The organism is Bradyrhizobium sp. USDA 336 (genome assembly GCF_044908355.1).
In the GTDB taxonomy this organism is placed as follows: Bacteria; Pseudomonadota; Alphaproteobacteria; order Rhizobiales; family Xanthobacteraceae; genus Bradyrhizobium; species Bradyrhizobium yuanmingense.
This window is the reverse complement of record NZ_JBIYDC010000002.1, coordinates 5,258,744-5,285,476: the sequence shown is the minus strand read 5'-3', so window position 1 is coordinate 5,285,476 and position 26,733 is coordinate 5,258,744. Positions and strand designations below refer to the sequence as shown.

At 65.8% G+C, this 26,733-nt stretch carries 22 protein-coding genes and 1 pseudogene; 13 read left to right on the top strand and 10 right to left on the bottom strand.

Annotation, left to right across the window (positions count from 1 at the left end; all coding sequences use genetic code 11):
- Positions 1-9: 9 nt before the first annotated feature.
- Positions 10-858: a methyltransferase domain-containing protein gene (locus ABIA45_RS25805; RefSeq protein ID WP_404654245.1), complete on the bottom strand. Its 849-nt coding sequence runs from the start codon at positions 856-858 to the stop codon at positions 10-12.
- 64 nt (positions 859-922) lie between these two features.
- Here ABIA45_RS25805 and ABIA45_RS25800 point away from each other — a divergent pair, with 64 nt between their 5' ends.
- From ABIA45_RS25800 to ABIA45_RS25785, 4 genes are read left to right on the top strand one after another with little or no spacing between them, the layout of a single operon-like run.
- Positions 923-1,732, top strand: a complete 810-nt coding sequence (locus tag ABIA45_RS25800) for a ComF family protein (RefSeq protein WP_157285833.1) — start codon at positions 923-925, stop codon at positions 1,730-1,732.
- Between the two features lie 34 nt (positions 1,733-1,766).
- The gene (grxC, locus tag ABIA45_RS25795) at positions 1,767-2,042 is read left to right on the top strand and encodes a glutaredoxin 3 (RefSeq protein ID WP_036026245.1); all 276 of its coding nucleotides are present in this window, start codon (positions 1,767-1,769) and stop codon (positions 2,040-2,042) included.
- Positions 2,039-2,917, top strand: a complete 879-nt coding sequence (locus ABIA45_RS25790) for a carbon-nitrogen hydrolase family protein (RefSeq protein WP_404654244.1) — start codon at positions 2,039-2,041, stop codon at positions 2,915-2,917. The genes grxC and ABIA45_RS25790 overlap by 4 nt, the downstream gene beginning before the upstream one ends.
- Positions 2,914-3,396 carry a DUF1178 family protein gene (locus ABIA45_RS25785; RefSeq protein ID WP_036014648.1) on the top strand — a complete coding sequence of 161 codons (483 nt, stop codon included), beginning with the start codon at positions 2,914-2,916 and terminating at the stop codon, positions 3,394-3,396. Before ABIA45_RS25790 ends, ABIA45_RS25785 begins: the two co-directional genes overlap by 4 nt.
- Here ABIA45_RS25785 and ABIA45_RS25780 read toward each other — a convergent pair.
- The gene (locus ABIA45_RS25780; RefSeq protein WP_404655745.1) at positions 3,393-4,292 is read right to left on the bottom strand and encodes an EamA family transporter; all 900 of its coding nucleotides are present in this window, start codon (positions 4,290-4,292) and stop codon (positions 3,393-3,395) included. The genes ABIA45_RS25785 and ABIA45_RS25780 overlap by 4 nt on opposite strands.
- A 142-nt stretch (positions 4,293-4,434) precedes the next feature.
- Complete coding sequence (locus tag ABIA45_RS25775) at positions 4,435-5,091, bottom strand: DedA family protein (RefSeq protein ID WP_404654243.1); 657 nt, start codon at positions 5,089-5,091, stop codon at positions 4,435-4,437.
- 293 nt (positions 5,092-5,384) lie between these two features.
- On the opposite strand from ABIA45_RS25775, the gene cobS reads away from it, so the two are divergent.
- The 8 genes and pseudogenes from cobS to ABIA45_RS25735 all read left to right on the top strand — a co-directional run bounded on the left by cobS (position 5,385) and on the right by ABIA45_RS25735 (position 17,648).
- Positions 5,385-6,383 (top strand): cobaltochelatase subunit CobS, encoded by a 999-nt coding sequence (gene cobS, locus ABIA45_RS25770; protein ID WP_036014642.1) that lies wholly within the window; start codon positions 5,385-5,387, stop codon positions 6,381-6,383.
- 141 nt (positions 6,384-6,524) lie between these two features.
- On the top strand, positions 6,525-8,426 hold the full coding sequence (cobT, locus tag ABIA45_RS25765) for a cobaltochelatase subunit CobT (protein WP_128265522.1): 1,902 nt from the start codon (positions 6,525-6,527) through the stop codon (positions 8,424-8,426).
- Positions 8,423-9,526 carry an esterase-like activity of phytase family protein gene (locus tag ABIA45_RS25760; RefSeq protein WP_404654242.1) on the top strand — a complete coding sequence of 368 codons (1,104 nt, stop codon included), beginning with the start codon at positions 8,423-8,425 and terminating at the stop codon, positions 9,524-9,526. Before cobT ends, ABIA45_RS25760 begins: the two co-directional genes overlap by 4 nt.
- Before the next feature lie 208 nt (positions 9,527-9,734).
- Positions 9,735-10,846, top strand: a pseudogene (locus ABIA45_RS25755) (NADH:flavin oxidoreductase/NADH oxidase).
- A 267-nt stretch (positions 10,847-11,113) separates the two neighbouring features.
- Positions 11,114-11,521 (top strand): hypothetical protein, encoded by a 408-nt coding sequence (locus ABIA45_RS25750; protein ID WP_157285767.1) that lies wholly within the window; start codon positions 11,114-11,116, stop codon positions 11,519-11,521.
- Positions 11,522-11,806: 285 nt separating this feature from the next.
- Complete coding sequence (locus ABIA45_RS25745) at positions 11,807-13,006, top strand: efflux RND transporter periplasmic adaptor subunit (protein ID WP_271539710.1); 1,200 nt, start codon at positions 11,807-11,809, stop codon at positions 13,004-13,006.
- A complete protein-coding gene (locus tag ABIA45_RS25740) occupies positions 13,003-16,167 on the top strand; it encodes an efflux RND transporter permease subunit (protein WP_404544521.1) in 3,165 nt (1,054 codons plus the stop codon). Before ABIA45_RS25745 ends, ABIA45_RS25740 begins: the two co-directional genes overlap by 4 nt.
- A 290-nt stretch (positions 16,168-16,457) precedes the next feature.
- The gene (locus ABIA45_RS25735) at positions 16,458-17,648 is read left to right on the top strand and encodes an ABC transporter substrate-binding protein (protein WP_404654241.1); all 1,191 of its coding nucleotides are present in this window, start codon (positions 16,458-16,460) and stop codon (positions 17,646-17,648) included.
- Positions 17,649-17,861: 213 nt separating this feature from the next.
- On the opposite strand, the gene ABIA45_RS25730 is transcribed toward ABIA45_RS25735, so the two are convergent.
- Genes ABIA45_RS25730 through ABIA45_RS25715 form a run of 4 tightly spaced genes read right to left on the bottom strand, consistent with a single transcriptional unit; the run spans position 17,862 to position 22,460 of the window.
- Positions 17,862-18,248 (bottom strand): MAPEG family protein, encoded by a 387-nt coding sequence (locus ABIA45_RS25730; protein ID WP_157285771.1) that lies wholly within the window; start codon positions 18,246-18,248, stop codon positions 17,862-17,864.
- Positions 18,249-18,275: 27 nt separating this feature from the next.
- Positions 18,276-19,358 (bottom strand): lipocalin-like domain-containing protein, encoded by a 1,083-nt coding sequence (locus tag ABIA45_RS25725; RefSeq protein ID WP_271539707.1) that lies wholly within the window; start codon positions 19,356-19,358, stop codon positions 18,276-18,278.
- Entirely contained in the window at positions 19,348-21,810 is a 2,463-nt protein-coding gene (locus tag ABIA45_RS25720) for an FtsX-like permease family protein (protein WP_271539706.1), read from the bottom strand. The genes ABIA45_RS25725 and ABIA45_RS25720 overlap by 11 nt, the downstream gene beginning before the upstream one ends.
- Positions 21,807-22,460: an ABC transporter ATP-binding protein gene (locus tag ABIA45_RS25715; RefSeq protein WP_271539705.1), complete on the bottom strand. Its 654-nt coding sequence runs from the start codon at positions 22,458-22,460 to the stop codon at positions 21,807-21,809. Before ABIA45_RS25715 ends, ABIA45_RS25720 begins: the two co-directional genes overlap by 4 nt.
- A gap of 160 nt (positions 22,461-22,620) precedes the next feature.
- Here ABIA45_RS25715 and ABIA45_RS25710 point away from each other — a divergent pair, with 160 nt between their 5' ends.
- Entirely contained in the window at positions 22,621-23,946 is a 1,326-nt protein-coding gene (locus ABIA45_RS25710; protein ID WP_404654238.1) for an MFS transporter, read from the top strand.
- A 101-nt stretch (positions 23,947-24,047) separates the two neighbouring features.
- Here ABIA45_RS25710 and ABIA45_RS25705 read toward each other — a convergent pair whose 3' ends face one another.
- The 3 genes from ABIA45_RS25705 to ABIA45_RS25695 all read right to left on the bottom strand — a co-directional run bounded on the left by ABIA45_RS25705 (position 24,048) and on the right by ABIA45_RS25695 (position 26,687).
- Positions 24,048-25,256, bottom strand: coding sequence for an MFS transporter (locus ABIA45_RS25705; RefSeq protein ID WP_404654236.1), 1,209 nt, complete (start codon positions 25,254-25,256; stop codon positions 24,048-24,050).
- 133 nt (positions 25,257-25,389) lie between these two features.
- Entirely contained in the window at positions 25,390-25,563 is a 174-nt protein-coding gene (locus ABIA45_RS25700) for a hypothetical protein (RefSeq protein ID WP_197950838.1), read from the bottom strand.
- Between the two features lie 86 nt (positions 25,564-25,649).
- Positions 25,650-26,687 carry an MBL fold metallo-hydrolase gene (locus ABIA45_RS25695; protein WP_404654234.1) on the bottom strand — a complete coding sequence of 346 codons (1,038 nt, stop codon included), beginning with the start codon at positions 26,685-26,687 and terminating at the stop codon, positions 25,650-25,652.
- Positions 26,688-26,733 lie beyond the last annotated feature (46 nt).

Below are 26,733 nucleotides of genomic sequence, written 5' to 3'. Positions count from 1 at the left end.
AGAGAGAGATCACTCCTTCCCCGCCTTCTTCACCGCCTCCGCCAGGCTCGCTTTCGCCGACCCCGGCTTCAGCGGCTGCTGCTGGCTCGCATGCGGGGCCCAGCCGGAGAGCCAGACGATGTCGAACGTCGCACGGATGCGGCCGTCGGCATCGGCAAAACGCTCGGCGTAGATCTCGGCCATCCGCAGCAGCGTCGCGCGCCGGCTCGGTGTGCGGCGCCGCTCGATCAGCACATTTGCCGCTCCCATGCGGCGCAGATCCTGCATCAAGGCGAACGCATTGGCATAGCGCACCACGACACGGTCGACGTCGGTCACCGGCAACGCAAAGCCCGCCCGCTGCAATAGCGCACCGATGTCCCGAAGGTCAGCGAACGGCGCCACGCGCGGTGACACACCGCCCTCGCATTCGGCTTCCGCCGCGGCAAACGCCTGGCGCAGCTCGGTGAGGCTGTCGCCGCCGATCATGGCAGCAAGCAGCAGCCCGTCCGGCTTGAGCGCCCGGCGGATTTGCGCGAGCACGCCGGGCAGGTCGTTGACGTATTGCAGCGCCAGCGCCGAGACGACGAGGTCGAGGCTCTCCGGCGCGAGCGACAACTTCTCGGCACCCGCCTCATCGAGCGCGATCCGTTCGATGGACGGTAGCCGAGCGCGTAGCGCCGCGAGCCCCCCGCCGGGCGTCCAGAGATCGGCCGGTGCTTGAAATTCTCGCATCACTGTGGCCAGCCGATCGGACATGTCCTCGGCGACCCGCTCGAGCAGGAATGTGACCGCGCCTTGGGCCTGGGCGCGCTGCTGCCGCCTCTGCAGCAAGGCACGATCAAACAAGGCGGGCGGGATTTGAGCGGTCCGGACCATGCCGCTGGTTACGCCGATCTCCACAGTTCTGGCAATCCGCTGCGTGCAGCGTTACCCTTCCCACATGGAAGCCGACGCTCCCCCCATCCGTTCCATCGCCGCACCGCTGCGGAGCGCGTGGACGGCCGGCCGCCAGGTGCTGGCGCGGGCGGCGCGGCTGGCGCTCGACATCGCGCTGCCGACACAGTGCGTATCCTGCCACGAGCCGGTCGATGGCGAGGGCGTTTGCGCTTCCTGCTGGGCGCGGCTGTCGTTCATCGAACGGCCCTATTGCCCGCGGCTCGGCATTCCCTTCGTTTATGACCCCGGTCCCGAGATGCTGTCGATGGAGGCGATCGCAAGCCCGCCGGCCTATCAGCGCGCCCGCGCGGCGGTACGCTACGACGACGTTGCGCGTACGCTGGTGCATGCGCTGAAGTATCAGGACCGTACCGATCTGGCGCCGGCCATGGGCCGCTGGATGGCGCGCGCGGGCGGCGAGTTGCTGACCGGCGCCGACATGCTGGTGCCCGTGCCCCTGCATTGGCGGCGGGCCTGGCGGCGCCGTTACAACCAGTCCGGCGCGCTCGCGCGTGTCATCGAGCGGCAGAGCGGGATCAAGGTGCGGGGCGACGTGCTGCGGCGGGTGCGCGCCACCGAGCAGCAGATCGGCCTGTCGCGGGCCCAGCGCGCCACCAATGTGCAGGGCGCATTTCAGGTATCTCCCGACCGTCAGGCCGAGGTCCAGGGCCGCCGCGTTGTCCTGATCGACGATGTCCTGACGTCTGGCGCGACTCTCGACACCTGCGCGCGGGCCCTGCTGCGCGCCAAAGCGGCCCAGGTCGACGTGCTGGTCTTTGCCCGGGTTGTCGAGAGCGGGCCCCGTCCCATATAATTCAATGAATTCATGACATGAGAGCGCCAGACGAATGACTGCTGCTGTCGAGATCTACACCCGGCCGGGCTGCGGCTATTGTTCCGCCGCCAAGTCACTGCTGACCCGCAAGAAGGCGACCTTCACCGAATTCGATGTCGCCAAGAACCCGTCCTGGCGCCAGGAAATGTACGGCCGCGCCGGCCAGGGTTCGACCTTTCCGCAGATCTGGATCGGCGGCACCCATGTCGGCGGCTGTGACGACCTCTATGCACTCGATCGCGAAGGCAAGCTCGATGGCATGCTCGAAAGCGTGAAGGCGGTATCATGAGCGAGAACCGCACGTTCACGGCCGCCATGGTGCAGATGCGCACCGGCCTGATGCCCGGGCCGAGCCTCGAGCAGGCCACGAAGCTGATCCGGCAGGCTGCGGCCGATGGCGCCGATTACGTGCAGACGCCCGAAGTCAGCAACATGATGCAGCTGAACCGCAAGGCGCTGTTCGAGCATCTCCAGAGCGAAGAGGATGACGCCTCGCTGAAGGCGTACCGGGCGCTCGCGGCGGAGCTGAAGATTCACCTCCATGTCGGCTCGCTGGCGCTGCGCTTCTCGCCGGAGAAGGCGGTCAACCGTTCCTTCCTGATCGGGCCCGAGGGCAACGTGCTCGCGAGCTACGACAAGATTCACATGTTCGACATCGAGCTGCCGGACGGCGAGAGCTATCGCGAATCCGCCAATTACCAGCCGGGCGAGACCGCCGTGATCTCGGATCTGCCCTGGGGCCGCATCGGCTTGACGATCTGCTACGATGTGCGCTTCCCCGCGCTGTACCGTGCGCTCGCAGAAAGCGGCGCCTATTTCATCACCGTGCCGTCCGCCTTCACCCGCAAGACCGGTGAAGCGCATTGGCACGTGCTGCTGCGAGCCCGTGCGATCGAGACCGGCTGCTTCGTCTTCGCCGCGGCGCAGGCCGGCACCCACGAGAACAAGCGCGAGACCTACGGGCATTCGCTGATCGTCGATCCCTGGGGCGAGATCCTCGCCGAAGGCGATGTCGAGCCGGGCATCATCATGGCCAAGATCGACCCGGCCAAGGTCGAGACCGCGCGCCGGGCGATTCCATCGCTCCAGCACGGCCGCCGCTTCGGCGTCTCCGATCCCAAGGCCGGGCCGGACCATTTGCACCTCGTGCGGGGCTCGGCATGATCCGCTACGCGCTCCACTGCGACCGCAATCACGCCTTCGAAAGTTGGTTCCAGAGCTCGTCGGCCTATGATTCGCAGGTGAAGCGCAAGCTCGTGACCTGCCCGATCTGCGGCTCGGCCAAGGTCGACAAGGCGATCATGGCGCCGCGCATCGTCGGCAAGAAGGGGCGCGGCCGCGCCACGCCGCCGCCGGAGCCCGTGGCCGCGACCACGCCCGAGGCTGCGCCGTCAGGGCCGACCTCGCTGCTGATGGCGCAGGAGCGCGAGCTGCGCGCCAAGCTGAAAGAGCTGCGCGACCACATCGTCAAGAACGCCGACAATGTCGGCGAGCGCTTCGCCAACGAAGCCCGCGCCATGCATTACGGCGACAAGGAGCATCGTCCGATCTATGGCGAGGCTTCGCCCGAAGAGGCGAAGTCGCTGATCGACGAAGGCATCGAGGTCTCACCGCTGCCGACCCTGCCGGAAGACCGGAATTAAGCTCCCACCAGCACAGCGACCCCGACGACGATCAGCGCGATGCCTGCAAGCTCGCGCGGCGCGATCGGCTGCTTGAACGAGTAATACGCCACGGCTTGCGCGAACAGCACCTCGATCAAGGCGAGCGTGCGGACGTTGGCGGCCGCCGTCAGCGCAAAGGCGAGGAACCAGAATTGCGAGGCGAAGGCGCCAATGAAGCCCGCGAGCATCGACGGTCGCCATAACCTGAGGATTCCTCGCAGCACGTCCGGCGTGCGCCAGAGCAGGTAGATCGTCAGGATCAGCGTCTGCACGAACAGGCCGAGCACCAGCGTGATTGACGCCGCGGTCACGAAGGACACGCCGGGCACATTGATGATGGCGCCGCGAAAGCCGACCGCTGACAGCGCGAAGGCCGCCGCGGCAACGAGGCCGGTGATGGTCGGCTTCAGCTCGGCAAAGCTCTTGTCGCCGCCGGGGCGGAGCGCGGTGATGACGACGCCGATGGTGGCGATCACAATCGCGAGCACCTTCAGCCAGGTCAGGTGATCGCCGAGAAAGACGAAGCCGAAGATCGCGGTCTGGATCGCCTCGGTCTTCAGGTAGGCCGTCGTCACGACAAAGGAGCGGTCGTTCATCGCGAGCAGCATCAGCCCGGTGGCGACGATCTGGCTGAGCGCGCCCAACAGCAGCCATGGCCAGAACACGGCCGGCGGCGCGCTGAGATGATCGCCGGTCGCGAGCAGCACCAGCCCCAGGAACAGCAGCGAGAACGGAAAGCCGAACAGGAAGCGGATATTGGTCGCGCCCCAGGTCCCCAGCGGCTTCGTCAACGACCGCTGCATCGCATTGCGCGCGACCTGCCCGAGCGCGGCAATGATGGTGAAGGGAATCCAGAGGCTGGCGATGGTGAACATGGGGGTGGCGGGCGCGAGGATGCGGGCCAACGTGCCGCTAGCGGTGAAGCAGGTCAATCACACCGATGTCATGGGTGCGATGCTCTCGCACAAACTCGGTGCCTGCGAACGCAGGGACGGCGCTTGTAATGTGGCGTCTGCCCTAAACCTGCGGCTTGGCCGTCGCGCCACGGCCATTCCGCCGGCGATAGATCCACATCCCCACGCCCAGCACGACCGCAACCCCGACGACGGTCAGCATCCAGATGTGCTTGCCGACATGCGCATGATGATGCAGCCCGGCATATTCATGCAGGGCCGATACCGCCAGCACGCCCGGCAGCACATGAGCCGGCGCCCAGACCAGGATCGCCGGGATGTTCACGGCATAGAATGTCGCGGGCGCCATGCCCAGCGCGCCGGCGGTCACCGGGACGAAGGCGCGGATCGGCGGCACGAAGCGGGCGAAGAACACGGCCCAGGTACCGAAGCGGTGAAAGAAATTCTCGCTCTCGGCGACGACGCGCGGATAATTGGTCAGCGGCCAGGTGTTGAGGATCTCGCGCTGCCGCCTGTGCCCGATCCAATAGGCCGACCCGTCGCCGAGTACGGCACCAGTTGCGGCCGCCAAGAGCACCCATGGCAGCTGCAATTCGCCGCCGGGGACCAGGGCGCTCAGCGCCAGGATGATGGTCGAGCCGGGGATCACCGATCCCACCACCGGAACGGCTTCGAGCAGCGCCGCCAGGAACAGGGTCAGATAGGCCAGCCACGCATGGGCGGAAACGAAGGCGATGAGGGGATCGAGAAAGGACGTCACGTCGTCTCTTGAAGGGCTGGAGCATGGGGCTTCGGACCCTACATAAGTAACTGCATACGGCCAAAGTACCATTCGCACGGATTGGGCGCGACCCGCCCGAATTTCGGCGTGATTCGCAAGGCAGCCCTCCAAAAACTGCGCTCCTTGCCTATCTAGATGAAAAGACAACGGAACTTTGATTGGTGGGCGGGCTTCTGCCGGCTCGTTGTCTCTGATAGGTTGATTTTCAGCACCCAGCCGCAGCCAACGTGCGAATAACCGGTTTCGGGACCGCCCGGGACCTCGGAGGATTGATGACGACCGCCGCCCTGTCCAAAGTTGAGGAAGTTTCCGGCCTGCCCGACATGAAGGTGTCGGTGCGCCAGGTGTTCGGGATCGACAGCGATCTCGAAGTCCCGGCCTATTCCGAAGTCGATCCTCATGTGCCCGAAGTGGATTCCGATTACCGCTTCGACCGCGCCACCACGCTGGCCATTCTCGCGGGCTTTGCCAGGAACCGCCGCGTGATGGTGACCGGCTATCACGGCACCGGCAAATCCACCCATATCGAGCAGGTCGCCGCCCGTCTGAACTGGCCCTGCGTGCGCGTCAACCTCGACAGCCACATCAGCCGTATCGACCTCGTCGGCAAGGATTCGATCGTGGTCCGCGACGGCAAGCAGGTCACCGAATTCCGCGACGGCATCCTGCCCTGGGCGCTGCAGAACAACGTCGCGCTGGTGTTCGACGAATACGACGCCGGCCGCCCGGACGTGATGTTCGTGATCCAGCGCGTGCTGGAGGTTTCGGGCCGCCTGACGCTCTTGGACCAGAACAAGGTGATCAAGCCGCATCCGGCGTTCCGGCTGTTCGCCACCGCCAACACCGTCGGCCTCGGCGACACCTCGGGCCTCTATCACGGCACCCAGCAGATCAACCAGGGCCAGATGGACCGCTGGTCGATCGTCACCACGCTGAACTATCTCAGCCACGACGAGGAAGTCGAGATCGTGCTGGCCAAGGCCAAGCACTATCGCACGCAGGAGGGCCGCGACATCGTCAACAAGATGGTGCGCCTCGCCGACCTCACCCGTAATGCCTTCGCCAACGGCGATCTGTCGACGGTGATGAGCCCGCGCACGGTGATCACCTGGGCGGAAAACTCCGACATCTTCGGCGATATCGGCTTCGCCTTCCGCGTCACCTTCCTCAACAAATGCGACGAGCTCGAACGGCCCCTGGTCGCCGAGTTCTACCAGCGCTGCTTCAATGCTGAGCTGCCGGAATCGGCAATCAACGTCGCGCTGAGCTGATCTCTCACGGTGTGTCGTCCCGGCGAAGGCCGGGACCCATACCGCGTGATGTCTCGATTGAAGCGACGCTGATAGTTTCCTGACACAACAGCGGCCGGTGGTTATGGTCCCGGCCTTCGCCGGGACGACAGATAGGGTCAGATGACCACCTCCAACTCCAAATTCCGCAGCAACAAGGAAGCGCCGACCGAGCCGTTCAAGCGCTCGGTCGCCTCCTGCCTGAAGGCGATCGCGAAGGCGCCCGAGCTCGACGTCTCCTTTGCCGCCGAGCGCCCGGGCCTTGCGCCCGGCAAGGCGCGGCTGCCTGAGCCCGCGCGCAAGATGACGAAGCGTGACGCCGCGATCGTGCGCGGCCATGCCGATTCCATCGCGCTCAAGCTCGCCTGTCACGATCCCAAGGTTCACCGCAAGCTGATGCCCGGCAATCCACAGGCGCGCGGCGTGTTCGAGGCGGTGGAGCAGGCCCGCGTCGAGGCGATCGGCGCGCGCCGCATGGCCGGCGTTGCCAAGAACCTCACCGCGATGCTCGACGACCATTTCCACCGCGGCAAGTTCGACGAGATCACCGACCGCGCCGACGCGCCGCTGGCGGACGCGCTGGCGATGCTGGTGCGCGAGCGCCTCACCGGCATGGCGCCGCCGACGGCCGCCAAGAAGATGGTCGACCTCTGGCGGCCGATCCTCGAAGACAAGATCGGCAAGCGGCTCGACCGGCTCGACGGCGTGCTCGAGGATCAGACCAAGTTCGGCGATGCCGTGCATGACCTGCTGTCGGCCCTCGAGCTCGGCGACGAGCGCAACGCCGACAGCGAGGACAATGACGAGAACGAGGAGAACCAGGACGGCGACAACGACCAGTCCGGCGCCGAAGGCTCGCCCGATTCCGACGCCGCGCAGGAGATGAGCGCCGACCAGGCGCAGGCAACCAGCGAGGAGATGAGCGAGAGCGCGATGGAAAGCGCGCAGGCCTCCACCTCCGACACCTTCGACGACGGCGAGCTCGGTGATGACGAGACGCCGGGCGAGGCGACGCGCCCGAACCAGCACGGCAGGAACGAGCCGCGTGGGCCGGAATATCATGCGTTCGCGCCCAAGTTCGACGAGGTCATCGCCGCCGAGGATCTCTGCGACCATGACGAGCTGGAGCGGCTGCGCGCCTATCTCGACAAGCAGCTCGCACATCTGCAGGGCATCGTCGCCCGTCTCGCCAACCGGCTGCAGCGCCGCCTGATGGCGCAGCAGAATCGCGCCTGGGAGTTCGACCTCGAAGAGGGCATCCTCGACCCTGCGCGCCTGTCGCGCGTCGTCACCGATCCCTATCACCCGCTATCCTTCATGCACGAGAAGGAGGCGACGTTCCGCGACACCGTGGTGACGCTGCTGCTCGACAATTCCGGCTCGATGCGCGGCCGCCCGATCACGGTCGCCGCGACCTGTGCCGACATCCTCGCGCGCACGCTGGAGCGTTGCGGCGTCAAGGTCGAGATTCTCGGCTTCACCACGCGGGCCTGGAAGGGCGGGCAATCGCGCGAGGCGTGGCTTGCCGCCGGCAAGCCGGCCAATCCCGGCCGCCTCAACGATCTCCGCCACATCATCTACAAGTCCGCGGACGCGCCGTGGCGTCGTGCGCGGAAAAACTTGGGCCTGATGATGCGCGAGGGCCTCTTGAAGGAGAACATCGACGGCGAGGCGCTGGACTGGGCGCACAAGCGCCTGCTCGGCCGGCCCGAGCAGCGCAAGATCCTGATGATGATCTCGGACGGCGCGCCGGTCGACGATTCCACGCTGTCGGTCAATCCGGGCAATTACCTCGAGCGGCATCTGCGCCACATCATCGAGGAGATCGAGACCCGCTCGCCGGTCGAGCTGATCGCGATCGGCATCGGCCATGACGTGACGCGCTATTATCGCCGCGCGGTGACGATCGTGGACGCGGAAGAGCTCGGCGGCGCGATCACCGAAAAGCTTGCCGAGCTCTTCAGCGAGACCAACACGGCGCCAACGCAAGCGGCCGGTCGCCCGCGACGCAAATTGCATTCGTGAGCACGCATCCATCCCGCCGCAGCTTCGTCAGCCTCGCGGCGGCGGGATTTTCCACTCTCGCGTTGCCGCGCTTGGCGCAGGCGCAGCTGCAGCCCAAGTCCGAGCCGCCGCCGCGCGCGCTCCAGCTCGAGCATGCCGTCACCGCGCCGGTCAGCGTCGAGGTGAACGCGCGCAGCATTGCCAATTTCGAGCCGCGCGACCGCTCGCGCACGCGCTTCGGCTCGCTGGATTTTCGCAGCGGCCTGGTGCTGACCTCGCCCTATCGCGGCTTCGGCGGCCTGTCGGGCCTCCGCTTCCTCGACGCCAAGGGCGAGCGTTTTCTCGCCATCTCCGATCAGGGCGGCTGGTTCACCGGCACGATCCGCTATTCCGGCCGCGAGATGGTCGGGCTCACCGATGTCGAGGCCGCGCCGGTGCTGGGCGCCGACGGGCGGCCGATCACCGAGAAGCGGCTCTGGTACGATACCGAGTCGCTCGCGCGCGACGGCAACCTCGTCTATGTCGGGCTCGAACGCGTCAACCAGATCCTGCGCTATGATTTCGCCAAGGGTGCCACGGGCGCCCGCGGCGAAGTGATCGCCGTCCCGCCGGCCTTGCGCAAGCTGCCCTACAACAAGGGGCCGGAGGCGATGGTCGTCGTGCCCAAAGCGCAGGGACCGGGCAAGAGCCAGGCCCAGCCGCTCGCGGGCACGCTGATCGCCTTTTCCGAGCGCGGGCTCGATGCCGACGGCAACCTCCTCGCTTTCCTGATCGGCGGCACCACGCCCGGCCAGTTCAGCGTGCGCCGCTCGGAGAATTTCGACATCAGCGACGCGGTGCTGCTGCCCTCGGGCGATCTCCTCATCCTCGAACGCAAATTCTCCTGGTTCACCGGCGTCAACATCCGCATCCGCGCGATCCCGCTGAAGGGAATCGCGCCGGGCGCCGTCGTCGACGGCCTGACGCTGTTCGCCGCCGATCTCGGCCACGAGATCGACAACATGGAAGGCATCGACGCCCACGTCACCGCCGACGGCGAGACCGTGCTGACCCTGATCTCCGACGACAATTTCTCGATGCTGCAGCGAACCCTGCTGCTGCAATTCACGCTGGCGGAGTAGCCGGCACTGCCCTGCGGCAAACTCCGCTGTCGTCCCGGGCTCGCGCGAGGCGCGCCCCGAGACGACGACGGAGTCTGTGGCGCAGCTGACCATCAAGCCATTGCCGGAATGCACGAACAGGCGACCCGCCATTCCCGCGCCCCGCTAGCAATCCGCCGCGCGCCCACTACACTGATCCCATCTCCCTCCATCCCCCGGAACTCCCCGCATGTCCGTCCTGTTTTCCCCGATCAAGCTGCGCGGCCTGACGTTAAAGAACCGCCTCGTGGTGTCGCCGATGTGCCAATATTCGGCCGACGACGGCGTCGCCACCGACTGGCACTTCACCCACATCAACAATCTCAGCCTGTCGGGCGCGGCGATGTTCTGCATCGAGGCGACGCATGTCGAGGCGATCGGCCGTATCACGCCGGGCTGCCTCGGACTCTACAGCGATGCTTGCGAGGCCGCGCTGAAGCCGATCCTGCATTCGGTTCGCAAGCATTCCTCCACCGCGATCGCAATGCAGCTCGCCCATGCCGGCCGCAAGGCCTCCAGCGCGCGCCCCTGGGACGGCGGTCAGCTGATCCCAGTCGAGCAGGGCGGCTGGCAGACGGTCGGGCCGTCGGCGGTGCCGCACAAGGAGGGCGAGGCCGCGCCGCTCGCGCTCGATGCCGCGGGCTTGAAGGGCATCCGCGAGGCCTTCGTCGACAGCACAAAGCGCGCCGCGCGGCTCGGCATCGACGCCATCGAGGTCCATGGCGCGCATGGTTATCTCTTGCATCAATTCCTGTCGCCGATCTCCAACAAGCGCACCGACGAATATGGCGGCAGCCTCGAGAACCGCATGCGCTTTCCGCTGGAGGTGTTCGACGCGGTGCGCGCCGCGTTCCCCGCCGACAAGCCGGTCGGCATACGGGTGTCGTCGACCGATTGGATCGAGGGCGGCTGGGATCTGGCACAGACCATCGAATTCGCGAACGCGCTGAAGGCGCGCGGCGTCGACTGGATCGATGCATCCTCCGGCGGCGTCTCGCCGCTGCAGAAGATTCCGCTCGGCCCCGGCTATCAGGTGCAGTTTGCAGAGGCGATCAAGCGCGAGACCGGCCTGCCCACCATCGCCGTCGGCCTGATCACCGAGTCGAAACACGCGGAGGAGATCGTCGCGTCGGGCAAGGCCGACATGGTCGCGCTCGCCCGCGGCCTGCTCTACGATCCGCGCTGGGGCTGGCACGCCGCCGCCGAGCTCGGCGGCGTGGTCGAGGCGCCGCCGCAATATTGGCCTCGCAGCCGTCCACGCAGAAGGCGCTGTTCGGCAAGACCACGTTCGGGGCGAGGTGACTCTCTTCACCTCTCCCCGCTTGCGGGGAGAGGTCGGATTGCGCGCAAGCGCAATCCGGGTGAGGGGGTACAGGTGCGGCGAAAATCTCATGTGTGGAGAGAAGCCCCTCACCCCAATCCTCTCAGCGCGAGCGAAGCTCGTCGCGCCCCCGTAAGAACGGGGAGAGGGAGTTAGACCCCTCACGCATCCGTAAACCTCCTCGCACCTTCCATGCCCCCCAAAACTGGCCTAACCTCTCCACACTCAACGCCTCGCGGAGGCTGGCCATGCGCTTTCGTTTTCGTAAAACTGCCCATGTGTTCGAGCGCGTTGGCCTTGCCATGGCGGGAGCCGCGTGCGGATTGTTCGTCGGCGCCTATGTCGGCTCGGCGATCCCCACGCTCACCACGCAGGGCTTCCTGCTGCTGATGATGCTGCTCGGCGGCATCGGCTTCTATCTCGGCATCGACACGCCGCAGATGCCTTTCGACGATGCGCATAGCCAGATCGACGCCGCCGAGCTCATGAGCGCCGCCGGCACGCTCTCCGCTACGCTCACCGCCTTCGCCTCGGTGGCCGTGATCGTGCTCCGGCTCGATCCGCATATGGCCTGGACCTGGCTCGTCTTGGTCGGCTGGATTGCCGGCGTCGCCATGCAGATCGTCGCCGGCGCCAAGGCCAGGCTGCGCAAGTAGCCCTCTCTATCGTGATGGGCCCGCCTCAAGCGGGCATCTCGACGACCGCGGCTAGGAAAAGCTCACAATTCCGAGAGCCCGTCGTTCACGGCAGGGTTCGGCTTGCCCCAACTGCGTTGCTTGGCACCGTCTCTCTCCCTGTCAACCCGCCATCCGGTCAGGGCGTCATTCAAAGTATTGCCCGCGCATTGGTCTTGAAGAGTTCATCTTTGCGACCCATCTTGCAGCGCCCGCAGGTAGAGGCGTACCCTGCATTTTCTGCGGCTTTGATGCGAGGACCTGGGGATGAGCGGACCGGACGGAAGCAGGCAGTTGATCAAAAAGCACGATTTCGTTCAGGTCAGCGCAGCCGCCGGGCTTCTCGCCGCCGCGTTCGCCCTGTCCGGCTGCGACAAGCCGGCATCGCAGGCTGCGGCTCCGCCGGCGCCGGCGGTGACGGTCGCCCAGCCGGTCAAGCGCACGGTCACCGATTGGGACGAGTTCACCGGCCGCTTCGAGGCGGTGGAGGAGGTCCAGGTGCGGCCGCGGGTTGGCGGCTTCGTCAATTCGGTCGAATTCCAGGACGGCGCCATCGTGCGTCAGGGTGACCTGCTCTACGTGATCGATCCGCGCCCGTTCGAGGCGGTGGCCACTCAGGCGGAGGGCCAGCTGTCCGACGCACGGGCGCGAGTGGAGCTTGCCAAGCGCGAGCTCGATCGTGGTCTCAGCCTCGTGCAGACCAGCGCGGTCTCCGAACAGGTTGTCGATCAGCGCCGCCAGGCCTTGCAGGCCGCGCACGCCGCCGAGATGCAGGCCGCAGGCGCGCTGAAGGCCGCCAAGCTTAACATCGAGTTCACGCATGTGGCAGCGCCCTTGACCGGCCGCGTCAGCCGCCATCTCGTCAGCCCCGGCAATCTCGTGCAGGGCAGCGACACCGGCACCTCGACGCTGCTGACTTCGATCGTCGCGCTCGATCCGATCTACATCTATTTCGACATGGATGAAGCGACCTTCATCAAATACAGCAAGCTGTGGTTCGAAGGCCGGCGGCCGAGCTCGCGCGATACCGCAAACCCGGTGCAGGTGACGCTGGCCGGCGAGACCAAGCCCTCGCGCGAGGGCACCGTCAACTTCCTCGACAATCGGCTGGACGTCTCGACCGGCACGCTGCGCAGCCGCGCCGTGGTGAAGAACACGGATCTCTCGATCCTGCCCGGCCAGTTCGGCCGCGTCCGCCTGATCGGCAGCGCGCCCTACGAGGCGCTGCTGATTCCAGACGTTGCTGTTGCGACCGACCAGTCCCGCAAGATCGTGTTCGTGGTCAAGGCGGATGACACGGTCGAGGCACGTCCCGTGGTGCTCGGTCCGCTCGACGACGGCCTGCGTGTGATCCGTGAAGGGTTGAAGCCGGACGATCGCGTCATCGTCAACGGCATCCAGCGCGCCCGCGTCGGCGCCAAGGTCGCTCCCCAGACCGCGCAAGCGCCGGCCGGTGGCAAGTCATGAATCTTGGCCGCCTCTCCATCAACCAGCCCATTTTGGCGATGGTGCTGTCGATCGTGCTCCTGATCGTCGGCGCGCTCGCCTACACCACGCTGCCGGTCTCCGAATATCCGCAAGTGGTGCCGCCGACCGTCGTCGTCACCACGCAATATCCCGGCGCCTCCGCCCAGACCGTGTCCGACACGGTCGCAGCTCCGATCGAGCAGGAGATCAACGGCGTCGAGGACATGCTGTATCTCTACAGCCAGGCGACGTCGAACGGCCAGCTCACCATCACCGTCACCTTCAAGCTCGGCACCGATCTCGACAAGGCCCAGGTGCTGGTGCAGAACCGGGTCGCGATTGCGCAGCCGCGCCTGCCGGAGGAAGTGCAGCGCAACGGCGTCACCACCCGCAAGAACTCGCCCGACATTCTGATGGTCGTGTTCATGCTGTCGCCGGACGACACGTTCGACCAGCTTTACATCTCCAATTATGCGCTGCTCCAGGTCCGCGACCAGCTCTTGCGCATCGACGGAGTCGGCGACATCCAGATTTTCGGCGCCCGCGACTATTCGATGCGGCTGTGGCTCGATCCTGACAGAATCGCCAATCTCGGCCTGACCTCGGCCGAGGTGCTCGCGGCCATCCGCGCCCAGAACGTGCAGATCGCGGGCGGTCAGATCGCCGAGCCGCCGATCGCCGATCGCGCCTTCCAGCCCAACCTCACCTTCACCGGACGTTTGAAGGACCAGAAGCAGTTCGAGGACATCCTGATCAAGGCCGGCCCTGACGGCCGCACGGTGCGGCTGCGCGACGTCGCCCGCATCGAGCTCGGGGCGCTGGCCTACAGCACCAACAGCTTCCTGCTGCGCAAGTCGGCGGTCGCCATGCTGGTGACGCAGCGGCCGGGCTCGAACGCGCTCGCGACCGCAAAGAACATCTCCGACACCATGACGAGGCTCAAGGAGAGCTTTCCCAGGGGGCTCGACTTCAATATCGGCTACAACCCGACCGAGTTCATCGCCCAGTCGGTCCACGAGCTGATCAAGACCATCTACGAGGCCATGCTGCTCGTGGTCATCGTCGTGCTGGTGTTCCTGCAGGGATGGCGGCCCGCGATCATTCCGATCATCGCGATTCCGGTCTCGCTGGTCGGCACGTTCGCGGTGATGGCGGCGCTCGGCTTCTCCATCAACAATCTGACCCTGTTCGGGCTCGTCCTCGCGGTCGGCATCGTGGTCGACGACGCCATTGTCGTGGTCGAGAATGTCGAGCGCCATCTCGAGCACGGCCTCAGTCGTCGCGATGCCGCGCTGAAGACGATGGAGGAGGTCGGCGGCGCACTGGTCTCGATCGCCCTGGTGCTATGCGCGGTGTTCGTCCCGACCGCGTTCCTCGGCGGCATCTCCGGGCAATTCTTCCAGCAATTCGCCGTCACCATTGCCGTTGCGACGGCGATCTCCTGCTTCTGCTCGCTGACGCTCTCGCCCGCGCTGGCCTCGCAGATCCTCACGCCACACCAAGAAAAGCGGCCGCCAGCCGCCTGGAACGTCATCGCGCGCGGCTGGAATGCGTTCACCGGCGTGTTCAACCGTCTGTTCGACCGGCTGGCGCATGGCTATGCCGGCCTCGCCAATTTCGCGATTCGCCATTCGGTGGTGATGCTGCTGATCTACGTCGTGCTGATCGGCGGCGCCGGCTGGCTGATCGTGACCACGCCGCAGGGCTTCATCCCGGCGCAGGATCGCGGCTACGTCATCATATCCGTGCAGTTGCCGGGCGCGGCGTCGCTGGCTCGCACCACCGAGGTCGTTCGCGAGATCGAGCGGATCTCGCTGGATACGCCGGGCATCGTTCGAGTCGCCGCCTTTGCCGGTTTCTCCGGCGCCACCCGCACGCAAGCCGGCAATGCGGCGGCGCTGTTCCCGGTGTTCGACGAGCCCGAGGCGCGGCTGAAGAAGGGCCTGTCCGCGAACGCCATCACGGCCGAGCTGCGCAAGCGCCTGTCCGCGATCCAGGGCGCCTTCATCATCGTGATTCCACCGCCGGCCGTGCCCGGCATCGGCACTGGCGGCGGCTTTGCCATCCGCATCCAGGACCGCCAGGGCCGCGGGCCTGAAATGCTCGCAGCCGCCACCGACGAGCTTGTCGCCGCGGCGCGCAAATCGCCCTCGCTGCTCGCCCCCTCGGTGTTTTCGCCGTTCACCGCCAACACGCCGCAGCTCTTCGTCGACATCGACCGCACCAAGGCGCAGAAGCTGGGCGTGCCCATCTCCAACATCAACGAGACGATCCAGACCTATTTCGGGTCGACCTATGTCAACGACTTCAACCTGTTCGGCCGCACCTACCACGTCACTGCGCAGGCCGACTTTCCGTTCCGGAAAGAACCGAGCGACCTTGCGCGCCTGCGCACGCGCAACGCCTCCGGCGACATGGTGATGCTCGGCAGCGTGGTCGAGTTCAAGGACGTCTCGGGACCCGACCGCGTGGCGCGCTACAATCTCTATGCAGCGTCCGAGCTCCAGGGCGAGCCGGCGCCGGGCACCAGCTCGACCACCGCTCTCAACGCCATCAAGCAGCTCGCGAACGATACCTTGCCGAGCGGCTTCACCTTCGAATGGACCGATCTGTCCTATCAGCAGGTCACCGGCGGCAATGCCGGTCTCTACGTGTTCCCGATCTGCGTGCTGTTCGTCTATCTCGTGCTCGCCGCGCAATATGGCAGCTGGACACTGCCGTTCGCGGTCATTCTGATCGTGCCGATGTGCCTGTTAGCCGCCACCATCGGCGTTCGCATCATGGGCCAGGACGTCAACATTCTGACCCAGATCGGCTTCGTCGTGCTGGTGGGACTAGCGGCAAAGAACGCGATCCTGATCGTCGAATTCGCGCGCGACATCGAGAACGAAGGCAAGCCGCGGCTGGAGGCCGTGATCGATGCCTGCCGCCTGCGCTTGCGGCCGATCCTTATGACCTCGTTCGCCTTCATCCTCGGCGTCTTGCCGCTGGTGATCTCGACCGGCTCGGGCTCGGAGATGCGCCAGGCCGTCGGCGTCGCCGTGTTCTTCGGCATGATCGGCGTCACCCTGTTCGGTCTTCTGTTCACACCGATCTTCTACGTCGTGGTGCGGAACCTGGCGGAAGGGCGGCGCGACAAGAAGCCCGAGGCGATGGCCTGATGCTGCCTCTCTATGACCGTAGCCGTCTCCGTATGTTCCGTCATCCCCGCGAAGGCGGGGATCCATAACCACAGGGAGTGGTTTGGCGCGACAGCGGCAACTCCGAGTCTTCGCCAAACACCATCCTGTGGCTATGGGTCCCGGGCTCGCGCTCCGCGCGCCCCGGGACGACAGCGAGAGCTTGGCGCGCAGAATCCCATACTAACGACCAACATGAAACGGATGGGCGCACGCGGGGTTCTTCACTACTATCCGCGCGATTTCACAGAAGAATGCCGGGAGTTAAACATATGAAATCAGCACTTTGGGCCGCAGCGGCCTTGGCCCTCTTGATTGCGGTTCCCGCCTCCGCGCAAGGCGTCAAGATCGGCATCCTGAACGACCAGTCCGGCGTCTATGCCGATTACGGCGGCAAATGGTCGGTCGAAGCGGCCAAGATGGCGATCGAGGATTTCGGCGGCGAGGTGCTCGGCCAGAAGATCGAGCTCGTCACTGCCGACCACCAGAACAAGCCTGACCTCGCAAGCTCGATCGCGCGGCGCTGGTATGACGTCGAGAACGTCGACATGATCACGGAGCTGACGACCTCCTCGGTCGCGCTCGCGATCCACGAGCTCTCCAAGGAAAAGAAGAAGATCGACATCGTCGTCGGCGCCGCGACATCGCGCCTCACCGGCGATGCCTGCCAGCCCTACGGCTTCCACTGGGCCTACGACACCCGCGCGCTCGGCGTCGGCACCGGCGGCGCGCTGACCAAAGCCGGCGGCGACACCTGGTTCTTCCTCACCGCGGACTACGCCTTCGGCTACGCGCTGGAGAAGGATACCAGCGAGATCGTCACCGCCAATGGCGGCAAGGTGCTCGGCTCGGTGCGCGTTCCGCTCAATTCGTCGGACTTCTCCTCTTTCCTGCTGCAGGCGCAGAGCTCGAAGGCGAAGATCGTCGGCCTCGCCAATGCCGGCCTCGACACCACCAATTCGATCAAGCAGGCGTCCGAGTTCGGCATCGTCGCGAGTGGCCAGAAGCTCGCGGGCCTCCTGATGACGCTTGCCGAAGTCAACGGCCTCGGCTTGCAGGCCGCACAAGGCCTGGTGCTGACGGAGGGTTATTACTGGGATCTCAACGACAGGACGCGCAATCTCGGTGAGCGCTTCCTCAAGCGCACCGGGCGGATGCCGAGCATGATCCACGCCGGTACCTATTCGGCGACGTTGAGCTATCTCAAGGCCGTCAAGGCTGCTGGGAGCAAGGATCCGGATGCCGTCGCCAAGAAGCTGAAGGAGCTGCCGGTCGACGACGACTTCGCGCAAGGCGGCAAGGTGCTCGAGAACGGCCGCATGATCCACGACATGTATCTGTTCGAGGTCAAGAAGCCCTCGGAGTCGAAGAAGCCCTGGGACTATTACAAGCTGCTCGCCACCGTCCCCGGCGACAAGGCCTTCTTCACCGCCAAGGAGAGCGGCTGTCCGCTGACGAAGTAGGGAAGTGGCACAGCGAGCGCCACACACTCGCTGTCTTCCCGGACAAGCGCGCCTCAAGCGCGCGCCGATCCTGGACCCATAGCCACAGGCACGCGTGGTTACGGGGACTCGGAGTGATCAGCTCACGTCACGACACCTTCCTGTGGTTATGGGTCCCGGATCGGCGCTTACGCTTGTCCGGGACGACACCGGAATGTGTGGCGGCGGATTGCCTCACACCAACCGCAGCACCACCGCCCCGAGCGCCCCGACCCACAGCGCCATTGCGGCGAGCGCCTGGATCGCAAAGCCGGTGCCGCGCTTGGCCACGGCTTGCGAATAGCCGATGAAATAGACGATCCGGCCGATGATCCAGATCGCGCCGATGCCCGCCGCGATGGCGTCGCTGATATAGATCGCGAACAGCCAAAGAGCTGGCAGGACGATCGGCATCCATTCCAACGTGTTCATCTGGATTCGGAAGGCCCGTTCGAAATCCGGATGCCCCGACATCGCAGGCACCTTGACGCCGGTCTTGGTGCGCGAGCGCGAGACGTTGATGGAGGTGAAGAAGTAAAACGCGATCGCCAGCAGCGTGACGAGGGCGGTGAGATGATACATCGTCGGTTCCTTCGAAGAGATCGCGCCTCAATAGCCGGTCAGCTCGAGATAGCCAACGCCGTCATGTGTGCCGGCAAAGCTGATCGGCCCTTCCCAGTACGAGAAGCCGGTCCCCATCCAGGCGTTCGGATTGAGCGGCTTGCAGAGGATCGAGAATGATCGCGCGGGTATCGCGATCTGCCATTGCACCGGCAGCTTGCGTCCCGCAACCTCAGCCGTCGCCTTCGGCATCATCTGGATGTCGCTGCCTGCAATCATCTGCGTCTCGCCGGCCGCGCTGATCCAATTGCCGAACGGATAATTTCTGCCGTCCTTCTGCCGCAGCCGGTACAGCATCAGCTTGTCTCCGGATGACAGATGCAGCGACAGCCAGTCCCAGCCGGTCTGGTCGGCGTCGAGCGGCTGGCTGCTCCATTCCCGGTCCATCCAGGCCTGGCCCGACACATCGACCGGCTTGTCGTCGATGCTGAGCGTGCCGCGCGCGCGGTAGAACGGCTGACTGTAGTAGTACGAGGCCTGCCCGCGCTCCGACTTGCGGCTGTAGCCGCGATCGCCCTGCAGTACGACCGGCCGCTCAGCCTCCAGCCTCAGCGCATAGCTGAAATCGGCGCCAGACGCCTTCAGCGTCAGCGGTGCCAAGGTGCGATCGTCGAGGCGCTCGAGACCCCTCATCTCCCAATCGTCGATCCAGGCCTCGAACGGCTTCGCCGTCACGCCGGCTTGCGCGACGCCACCGCGTGAAAACGTTTCGGAGAAGCGGTGAGTGTCGGCGCGCGTCACCGCCGCATGCGCCATCCAGACCTGTTGATTGGCCCAGCCCTCGCCTTGCGGACCTGGCTGCGCCGCCTGGCGGAACAGCGTCCATTGCAGGCCGCAAGGAGCGCCGCTCGCGTCGACGAGGTTTGCCGTGAGATACCACCATTCGATACGAAACTCCGGATGTGGACCGTGATCGGCTGGGAAGGTGAACGTCTTTCCCGGCGTCACCTTTGCAAACCCATCGGCGGTCTCGCCGAGTCCGGCATAGCCCTGCGCGCCGGCGCGGCGCGCGAGGGCGAGGGCGGCGATGCCGCCGGCGAAGGCGCGCCGCGTGATTGCTTCAGCGCTCATTGGCAAACACTTTGACGAGGTTCGCCGGCTGCATCCGCGCCAGCCGCACCATCGGCAGCAGCGCCGCAAGCAGCGAGGCGAACAGCGCCACCGCGACCAGCTCCACTAGCTGCAATGGGAAGACGTGGAACGGCAGGCGCCAGCCGAAGGCTTTCACATTGACGATGGCGATGAGGCACCAGGCGACCAGCAGTCCGAGCGGCACGGCCAGCAGTGCCGTGAACAGCGCGACCGAGAGCGTCTTGGTCAGCTCGATCGCGGCAAGGCGCGGCCGCGTCAGGCCGATCGCCCACAGCGGTGCAAGCTGCGGCAGTCGGGAGTTCGCCAGGGTCAGCAGGCTCGTGAGCAATGCGATTCCGGCGACGCCGAGCGTGAAGGCGTTCAGCGCCGACGTCACCGCAAAGGTGCGGTTGAAGATGCGAATCGATTCCGCCTTCACCGTCGCCTGGTCGGCGATTCTGCGGTCGTCGAGCCCGAACTGCTTCTGCAGGGCCGCGATCAGGCCGGGGATGTTCTCTCTCGCGACGATCAGGCCGATCCGCGTCTGCGGCGTTTGCGGAAACTGCCGGATCAATGCGGCAACGTTCACCGTGAGCTGACCCCTGGGGTTGCCGTAATCCGCGTAGATGCCGACGATGTCGAGCTCCCAGCTCCCGCCCGGCGCGGGCACCTCGACGACGTCGCCGATCTGCACGTTCAGCCGCCGGCTCAATTGCTCGCTGATGAAGGCGGCATTGCCCGGTACCAGGCGGGTCCAGGCGCGCGGCGCCGTCTCGAGCAGCGGCCAGCGCTCGCGATAGAGCGCGTGATCGGGCAGGCCGAGCAACTCGACCGGCTGGCCCCGGACCTGCGCCTCCGCGCGCCCGCCAGGGAGGATCGCCTGAACATCGCTGCGATCCTTCAGCCAGTTGCGGATCGCCGTACCTTGCGCGTTGTCGGAGGCGCTGATGTAGACATCGGCCGCAAGCCGCCCGTTGAGCCAGCCGATGAAGGTGCGGCTGAAGGTCTCCACCATGGTGGAGACCCCGACGTTGACGGCAAGCGCGAGCAAAAGCGCCATCAGCGCCAGTGACAATCCGGAGAGCTGCTGCCGGCTGTCCGCCCAGAACCACAGCGCGAGCGGGCCTCGCACGAGTCGCTGGCCTACGAGCAGGATGATGTCGAGGAAGGCCGGCAGGATCAGTGCCGCACCGAACATCAGCGCGGCCAGCACGCCGAACCCTGCGATCAGTGATTGCCCGTAGTAGAACAGCAGCAGCGCGACGGCGAACGCGCCGCAGGCCGCACAGCTCTGCAGGATCAGCCAGCGGCGTTGCCGCTGCTGCCAGGCGCCCGGCTGCGCCGTCGCCAGCACCGGCATCCTGATCGCCTTGATCAGGCTGGTCGCCGCCGCCACAAGCGCACCCGCCACGCTGATCCCGATGCCGGCGAGCCACCATTCGGGCCGCAGGCTGAGCTGCCCAGGGATCTGCGCGCCATAGAGTCCGCGCAGCGAGGCCGCGACATCGGGCAGCAGGGCGGCTGCGATGAAATAGCCGCACGCGAGCCCGATCAGGCCGGCGACCAGCGCCAGTGCAACCAGCTCGACCACCAGCACCGTATTGACCAGCTGCGCCGAGGCGCCACAGGCCCGCAAAGTGCGCAGCATTGGCAGCCGCTGCTCGAAAGCAAGGCCCACGGCCGAATTGACGATGAACAGGCCGACGAAGAACGACAGCAGGCCGAAGGCGGTGAGGTTGAGATGAAAACTGTCGGTGAGATGCTCGAGCTCCGTCTCCGCATTGGGCTCGACTCGCTCTAACTGCTCGCCGACCACGCTCGCGAGCGGTGCGGGCTTGCCCCTCGGCTTGCCGATCAGCAGCCGCGAGACCTGGTCCGGCTTGCTCAGCAGCCGCTGTGCCACGCCGATATCGACCACGAGCACATCGGGTGCGAGCTGCGGCTGGACGCGCAGCGGCGGCAGCTTTGCGCCGCTGCTGATCGCCGGGGCCGCGCCTTCTGCTTGCTGCAAGCCCCTCAACGTTTCCCGGGCCACCAATGTCTGGCCGGGCGGAGCAACGAAGCTGCTGAGATCCGCGGCACCCAGGCGTGGCGCGTTGCCGACATCGACCGGCAGCGTGACCGGCTCGATGCCGAGCAGCCGCACCGAATGCCCGTTGATCTGGACGCGCCCCTCCAGCACCGGCGACACCGGCCAGCCGGCGCGGCGGAGCTTTATGAACAGCTCCTGCGGGAAAGTCGCCGCATTGGGGGCGACCAGCATCGCCGTGCGCACGCCGCCGAATGTCGCTGCGGCGCGGTCATAGGCATTGCGGGCCTGCTGGTTGATGGCCTGCACCCCGCTCCACAGCGCGGTTGCAGCGATCAATCCGATGAGCAGCGTCGCGAATTGCATCTTGTGGCGTCGCCAATGGCTGAGCAGCACGGCGAGAACCCAGAGCGCGCGCTTCATGAAATGCGCCCCGCATGCAACGTGAGATGACGGTCGAGCGTGGCGGCGAGATGCAGGCTGTGCGTCACCATCAGGAAGCCGCAGCCGGTGCGCGCCACGAGATCGCGCGCCAGCGCCAGCACCTCCTCGGCGGTAGCTTCGTCGAGATTGCCGGTCGGCTCGTCCGCCAGCAGCAGCGCGGGCTTTGCCGCCAGCGCCCGGCCGATCGCGACGCGCTGCTGCTGGCCACCCGATATTTGCTCTGGATAACGTTTGAGCAGGCTGCCGAGTCCGAGCCGCTCGACGAGCTCTCTTGTCCAGGCCGCATCATGCCGGCCGGCGATCCGCGCCTGGAAGGCGAGATTGTCCGCGACGGAGAGGCTCGGGATCAGGTTGAACTGCTGAAAGACCAGGCCAACGCGATTCCGCCGCAAGCTGGCGCGTCCGGCATCCGATAGCGTGGTGACCTCGGCGTCACCCAGCCTGATCGAGCCGCCATCGGCGGCGTCGAGGCCGGCGATCAGGTGCAGCAGCGTGCTCTTGCCGCTGCCGGATTCACCGGTCAGCGCGACGCGCTCGCCAGCCCCGAGGTCGAGGTCGACGCCGCGCAGAACATGGACGGGCTCGCCGGCCGAAGAGAAGGTCTTTGAGAGGTTTCGGATGCTCAGCACGGGCCTGCCACTTCTCTTCCACCTCTCCCATAGGGAGAGGTAAGAATGCTGCCTAGCACACCTGATGCGGAAATGCCGGGGTTGCGTTGGCCCTGAAGCCGCTGTTAGCTTCCAAGACGGCCAAATCAAAAAGGTACCGAAAAGACATACGGGGAGAATGATGAGCGCTCAGGAAATGCCGAATGTGGCGGCTAAGACGACCAAAACGCCAAAGGGCGCCTGGACTATTACATTTCTCCTCTTTCTTTTCATGGTGGTGAACTTCGCGGACAAGATCGTGGTCGGTCTCGCCGGCGTGCCGATCATGACCGACATGAAGCTCAGCGCCGAGCAGTTCGGCCTGCTCGGGTCCTCGTTCTTCTTCCTGTTCTCGATCTCGGCCATCGTGGTCGGCTTCATCGTCAACAAGGTGCCGACGCGCTGGGTGTTGTTGACGCTGGCGGTGATCTGGGCGGTGTCGCAGTTCCCGATGGTCGGCACAGTCTCCTTCACCACGCTCTTGATCTGCCGAATCGTCTTGGGGGCGGGCGAAGGGCCGGCCTTCTCGGTCGCCGCGCACGCCATCTACAAATGGTTTCCCGACGAGAAGCGCACGCTGCCGACCGCAATCCTGTCACAGGGCTCGGCCTTCGGCGTCATCCTGGCGGTGCCGGCGCTGAACTGGATCATCGTCAACCATTCCTGGCACTACGCCTTCGGCGCGCTCGGGGTCGTCGGCTTGATCTGGGTCGCAGCCTGGCTCGCGCTCGGCAAGGAAGGCCCGCTGGAGGATACCGAGGTCCTGGCCGCCACCGAGCCGAAGATTCCGTACGTGCAGCTGCTGACCTCGCGCACCTTCCTCGGCTGCGTGGTCGCGACCTTCGGCGCTTATTGGGCGCTGTCGCTCGGCCTCACCTGGTTCACGCCCTTCATCGTCAAGGGGCTCGGCTTCTCGCAGAGCCAGGCCGGCTTCATCTCGATCCTGCCCTGGGTGTTCGGCGCCACCATCGTTCTCCTCACCGGCTGGATCTCGCAGGTGATGATGGCCCGCGGCTACACCACGCGCGTCTCGCGCGGCGTGCTCGGCTCGGTGCCGCTGGTGATCGGTGGGTTGATCCTCGCGATGATGCCGCATGTGCAGGGCGCCGGCCTGCAGATCGCGCTGCTCGTCGTCGGCTCCGGACTCTGCGGCGCGATCTACGTGGTCTGCCCGCCGATGCTCGGCGAGTTCACCCCGGCCTCGCAGCGCGGTGCAGTGCTCGCGATCTACGGCGCGCTCTACACGCTTTCAGGCATCATCGCGCCGAGCGTGATGGGCACCGTGATCCAGCGCGCCGGCAGCATGCTCGACGGCTACCTGACCGGCTTCACCATCAACGCGGTGGTCATGATCGGCTCCGGCGTCATCGGCCTGCTGCTGCTGTGGCCGAACACGGAGAAGGCCAGGCTGACGCGTGGTACGACGGCGCAGGGCACGGCGCTGAAGGGCGCAGTGTCGCCGACCTAAGTGGCGGCTCTCTCTTACCCTCCAGGGGAGGGTAAGCGGCCGCCGCGCTGGTTCGCCAAACCCTGCGCCCCGCGAATTAGATTGCCCGACCGCCGCGCCACTCAATCTGCTTTCGTCGCCCGGCGCTCCGTGAACGGCGACAGCACCACCGTCGCCACCATGAAGATCACGGACGCGCCGAACACCCAGTGCGGTGCGCTTTGATCCATGATCCAGCCGAACAGCAGCGGTGAGACGATGCCGCCGAGGTTGAAGCCGGTGGAGACGATGCCGAAGGCGCGTCCCGCGGCTCCCGGAGGCGCGGCATTGCGCACCAGCATGTCGCGCGAAGGCGCGATCACGCCGGAGAGGAAACCTGCGGTCGCCATCGTCGCGGTCAGGGCCCAGCCCGGCAGCGTCACCAGCGCGATCAGCAGCACGATGGCCGCATTCGCGGCGAAGCAGGCCGCCGCGACATAGCCGTGGCGCTCGGTGCGGTCGGCGAGGAAGCCGCCGGCGAGCACGCCTGCGGCGCTTGCCGCGAGAAACGCAGTCAGCGCGACGTTGGCGATCGAATAGGACGTGCCGTAGCCGCTCATCAGCGCCACCACGCCGAAATTGTTGATGCCGGCGACCGACAGGCTGAGCAGCATGAACAGTGCGGTCAACGTGATCAGCGCCGGCGTGATCACGGCCTGCTTCGGCGCGCTTGCGCTGCCCGATTTCTTCTTGTGTGCGCCGGCCTCGGGGATGCCCATGGCCACCAGCAGCATCGCCACCAAAATGGCGATCGCGCCAGAGGCGATCAGCGCACCGACGCCGCCCCATACCATGACCAATGCCGCCACGATCGCCGGCGTCACGGCGCCGCCGAGATAGCCGGCGAAGGTGTGGACCGAGAAGGCGCGGCCCATCCGCGCCTCGTCCATGTGCTCGGCCAGGATCGCGTAATCGGCGGGGTGATAGACGCTGTTGGCGAGCCCGAGCAGCACGGCGCAGGCGATCAGCGCAGCGTAGCTGAGGTGCAGACCGAGCAGGATCAGCGCGCAGCCGCCGAGCGTCAGCCCGATCAGTAGGATTTTGCGCGCGCCAAAATGATCGACGAGGTAGCCGGTCGGCGCTTGCGTCAGGCCGGAGACGAGGGCGAGCGTGGTCAGCGAGAAGCCGAGCTCGACATAGCCGACGCCGAGCTTTTCCTTCAGGAACGGAAACAGCATCGGCAGGACCAGCAGATGGAAATGGCTGACCCAATGCGCGATCGAGATCCCCGTCAGCGTGCGCAGCGCACTGTCCGTCTTGCCTTGTTGCGGTGCGGCGAGAACGTCGACCATTGCAGTTCCGTTTCACTCCCGATGGACCGGCAAACTATCGGGGCTGGCGGTTATTTGTCCATGAACGCAGACGCATGGCAGGTAGTGCGGGTAGGGCTCCATCCCACTAGCGCGCGATCAATCAACGTCCCCCTCAGAACGGCTCGTCGTCCGGGCCATAGCGATCACGTTTCGGCGTCGCGATGTCGCCGTCTTCGTAATCGTCGTCATCGGTCTCGCGCCGGCGCGGGGCTCTCTTCGCCTTGTTGTCCGCGGGCTTGTTCTCGGTGGTCTTGGGCGGCTCGCTCGGCTTGCCGGTCTTGGCCATGGCTGGTCCCGGATGGTGATGCTGCATCCGAATGTACCTGCCAAATATGTGCGGCGCCTGATTTATCTCAAGGGGCGACGAGGCCGTCAGTGCACCACCGGCCCGCCCGCCTTCTTCCAGGCATCGATGCCGCCGGCGATATGTGCGGTGTTGAGAAGCCCCGCCTCTTTTGCGGCCGCAACGGCCATGGCCGAGCGTTCGCCGAAGGCGCAGAAGAACACCACGCGGCGACCTGTTGCGGCCACGACCTCGCGCAGCATGCCGCCGGGCTTCAGGCTCTCTTCGACGGAGGGATAGGGCGTGTGCAGCGCGCCCTCGAGCATGCCGTGCTTCATCCGCTCATTGGTCTCGCGCAAGTCCACCAGCAGGATGTCGGGCCGGCCGAGGCTGCGGATCGCCTCGATTGCGCTGAGCGCGCGGCCTTCCTTCTCCAGCTCTTCCTGATGCAGGCCGACATGCATGTTGGCGGGGATCGCCACGTCCATCATCTTCGGATTGGGCAGCTTCAAATTGGCCATCAGCTCGACATATTCCTCGACCGAGCGCACCTGGAGCCGCGGATTGTAGCGTCTTTCCTCGCCGATGGTGGAGACGGTGTCGCCCTTGTAGTCGTGGGCCGGAAACACCATCGTCTCGTCCGGCAGCTTCAAGAGGCGGTTGAAGATCGAATCGTATTGCGCGCGCGCCGAGCCGTTCTGGAAATCGGTGCGGCCGGTGCCTCGGATCAGCAGCGTGTCACCGGTGAAGACGCGGTCGCCCATCAAATAAGAATAGGAATCGTCGGTGTGGCCCGGCGTGTACATCACGTCGAGCGACAGGCCCTCGATCGTCACCTTGTCGCCGTCGGCCACCCGCATGGCGACGACGTCGGCCTTGGTCTGGTCGCCCATCACGGTCATGCAATGGGTGCGGTCGCGCAGCTCGCCGAGGCCGGTGACGTGGTCGGCATGCAGATGCGTGTCCACCGCCTTGACCAGCTTGAGGTCGAGCTCGCGCAGCAATTGGCAGTAGCGGTCGACCTTCTCCAGCACAGGATCGAGAATCAGCGCCTCGCCGCCGGGGCGGCTGGCGAGGACGTAGCTGTACGTGCCCGAAACGCTGTCGAAGAGCTGTCGGAAGATCATGGCAGGACCCGGCTTGGAACTGACTTCCAAGATTCTACTACAATAC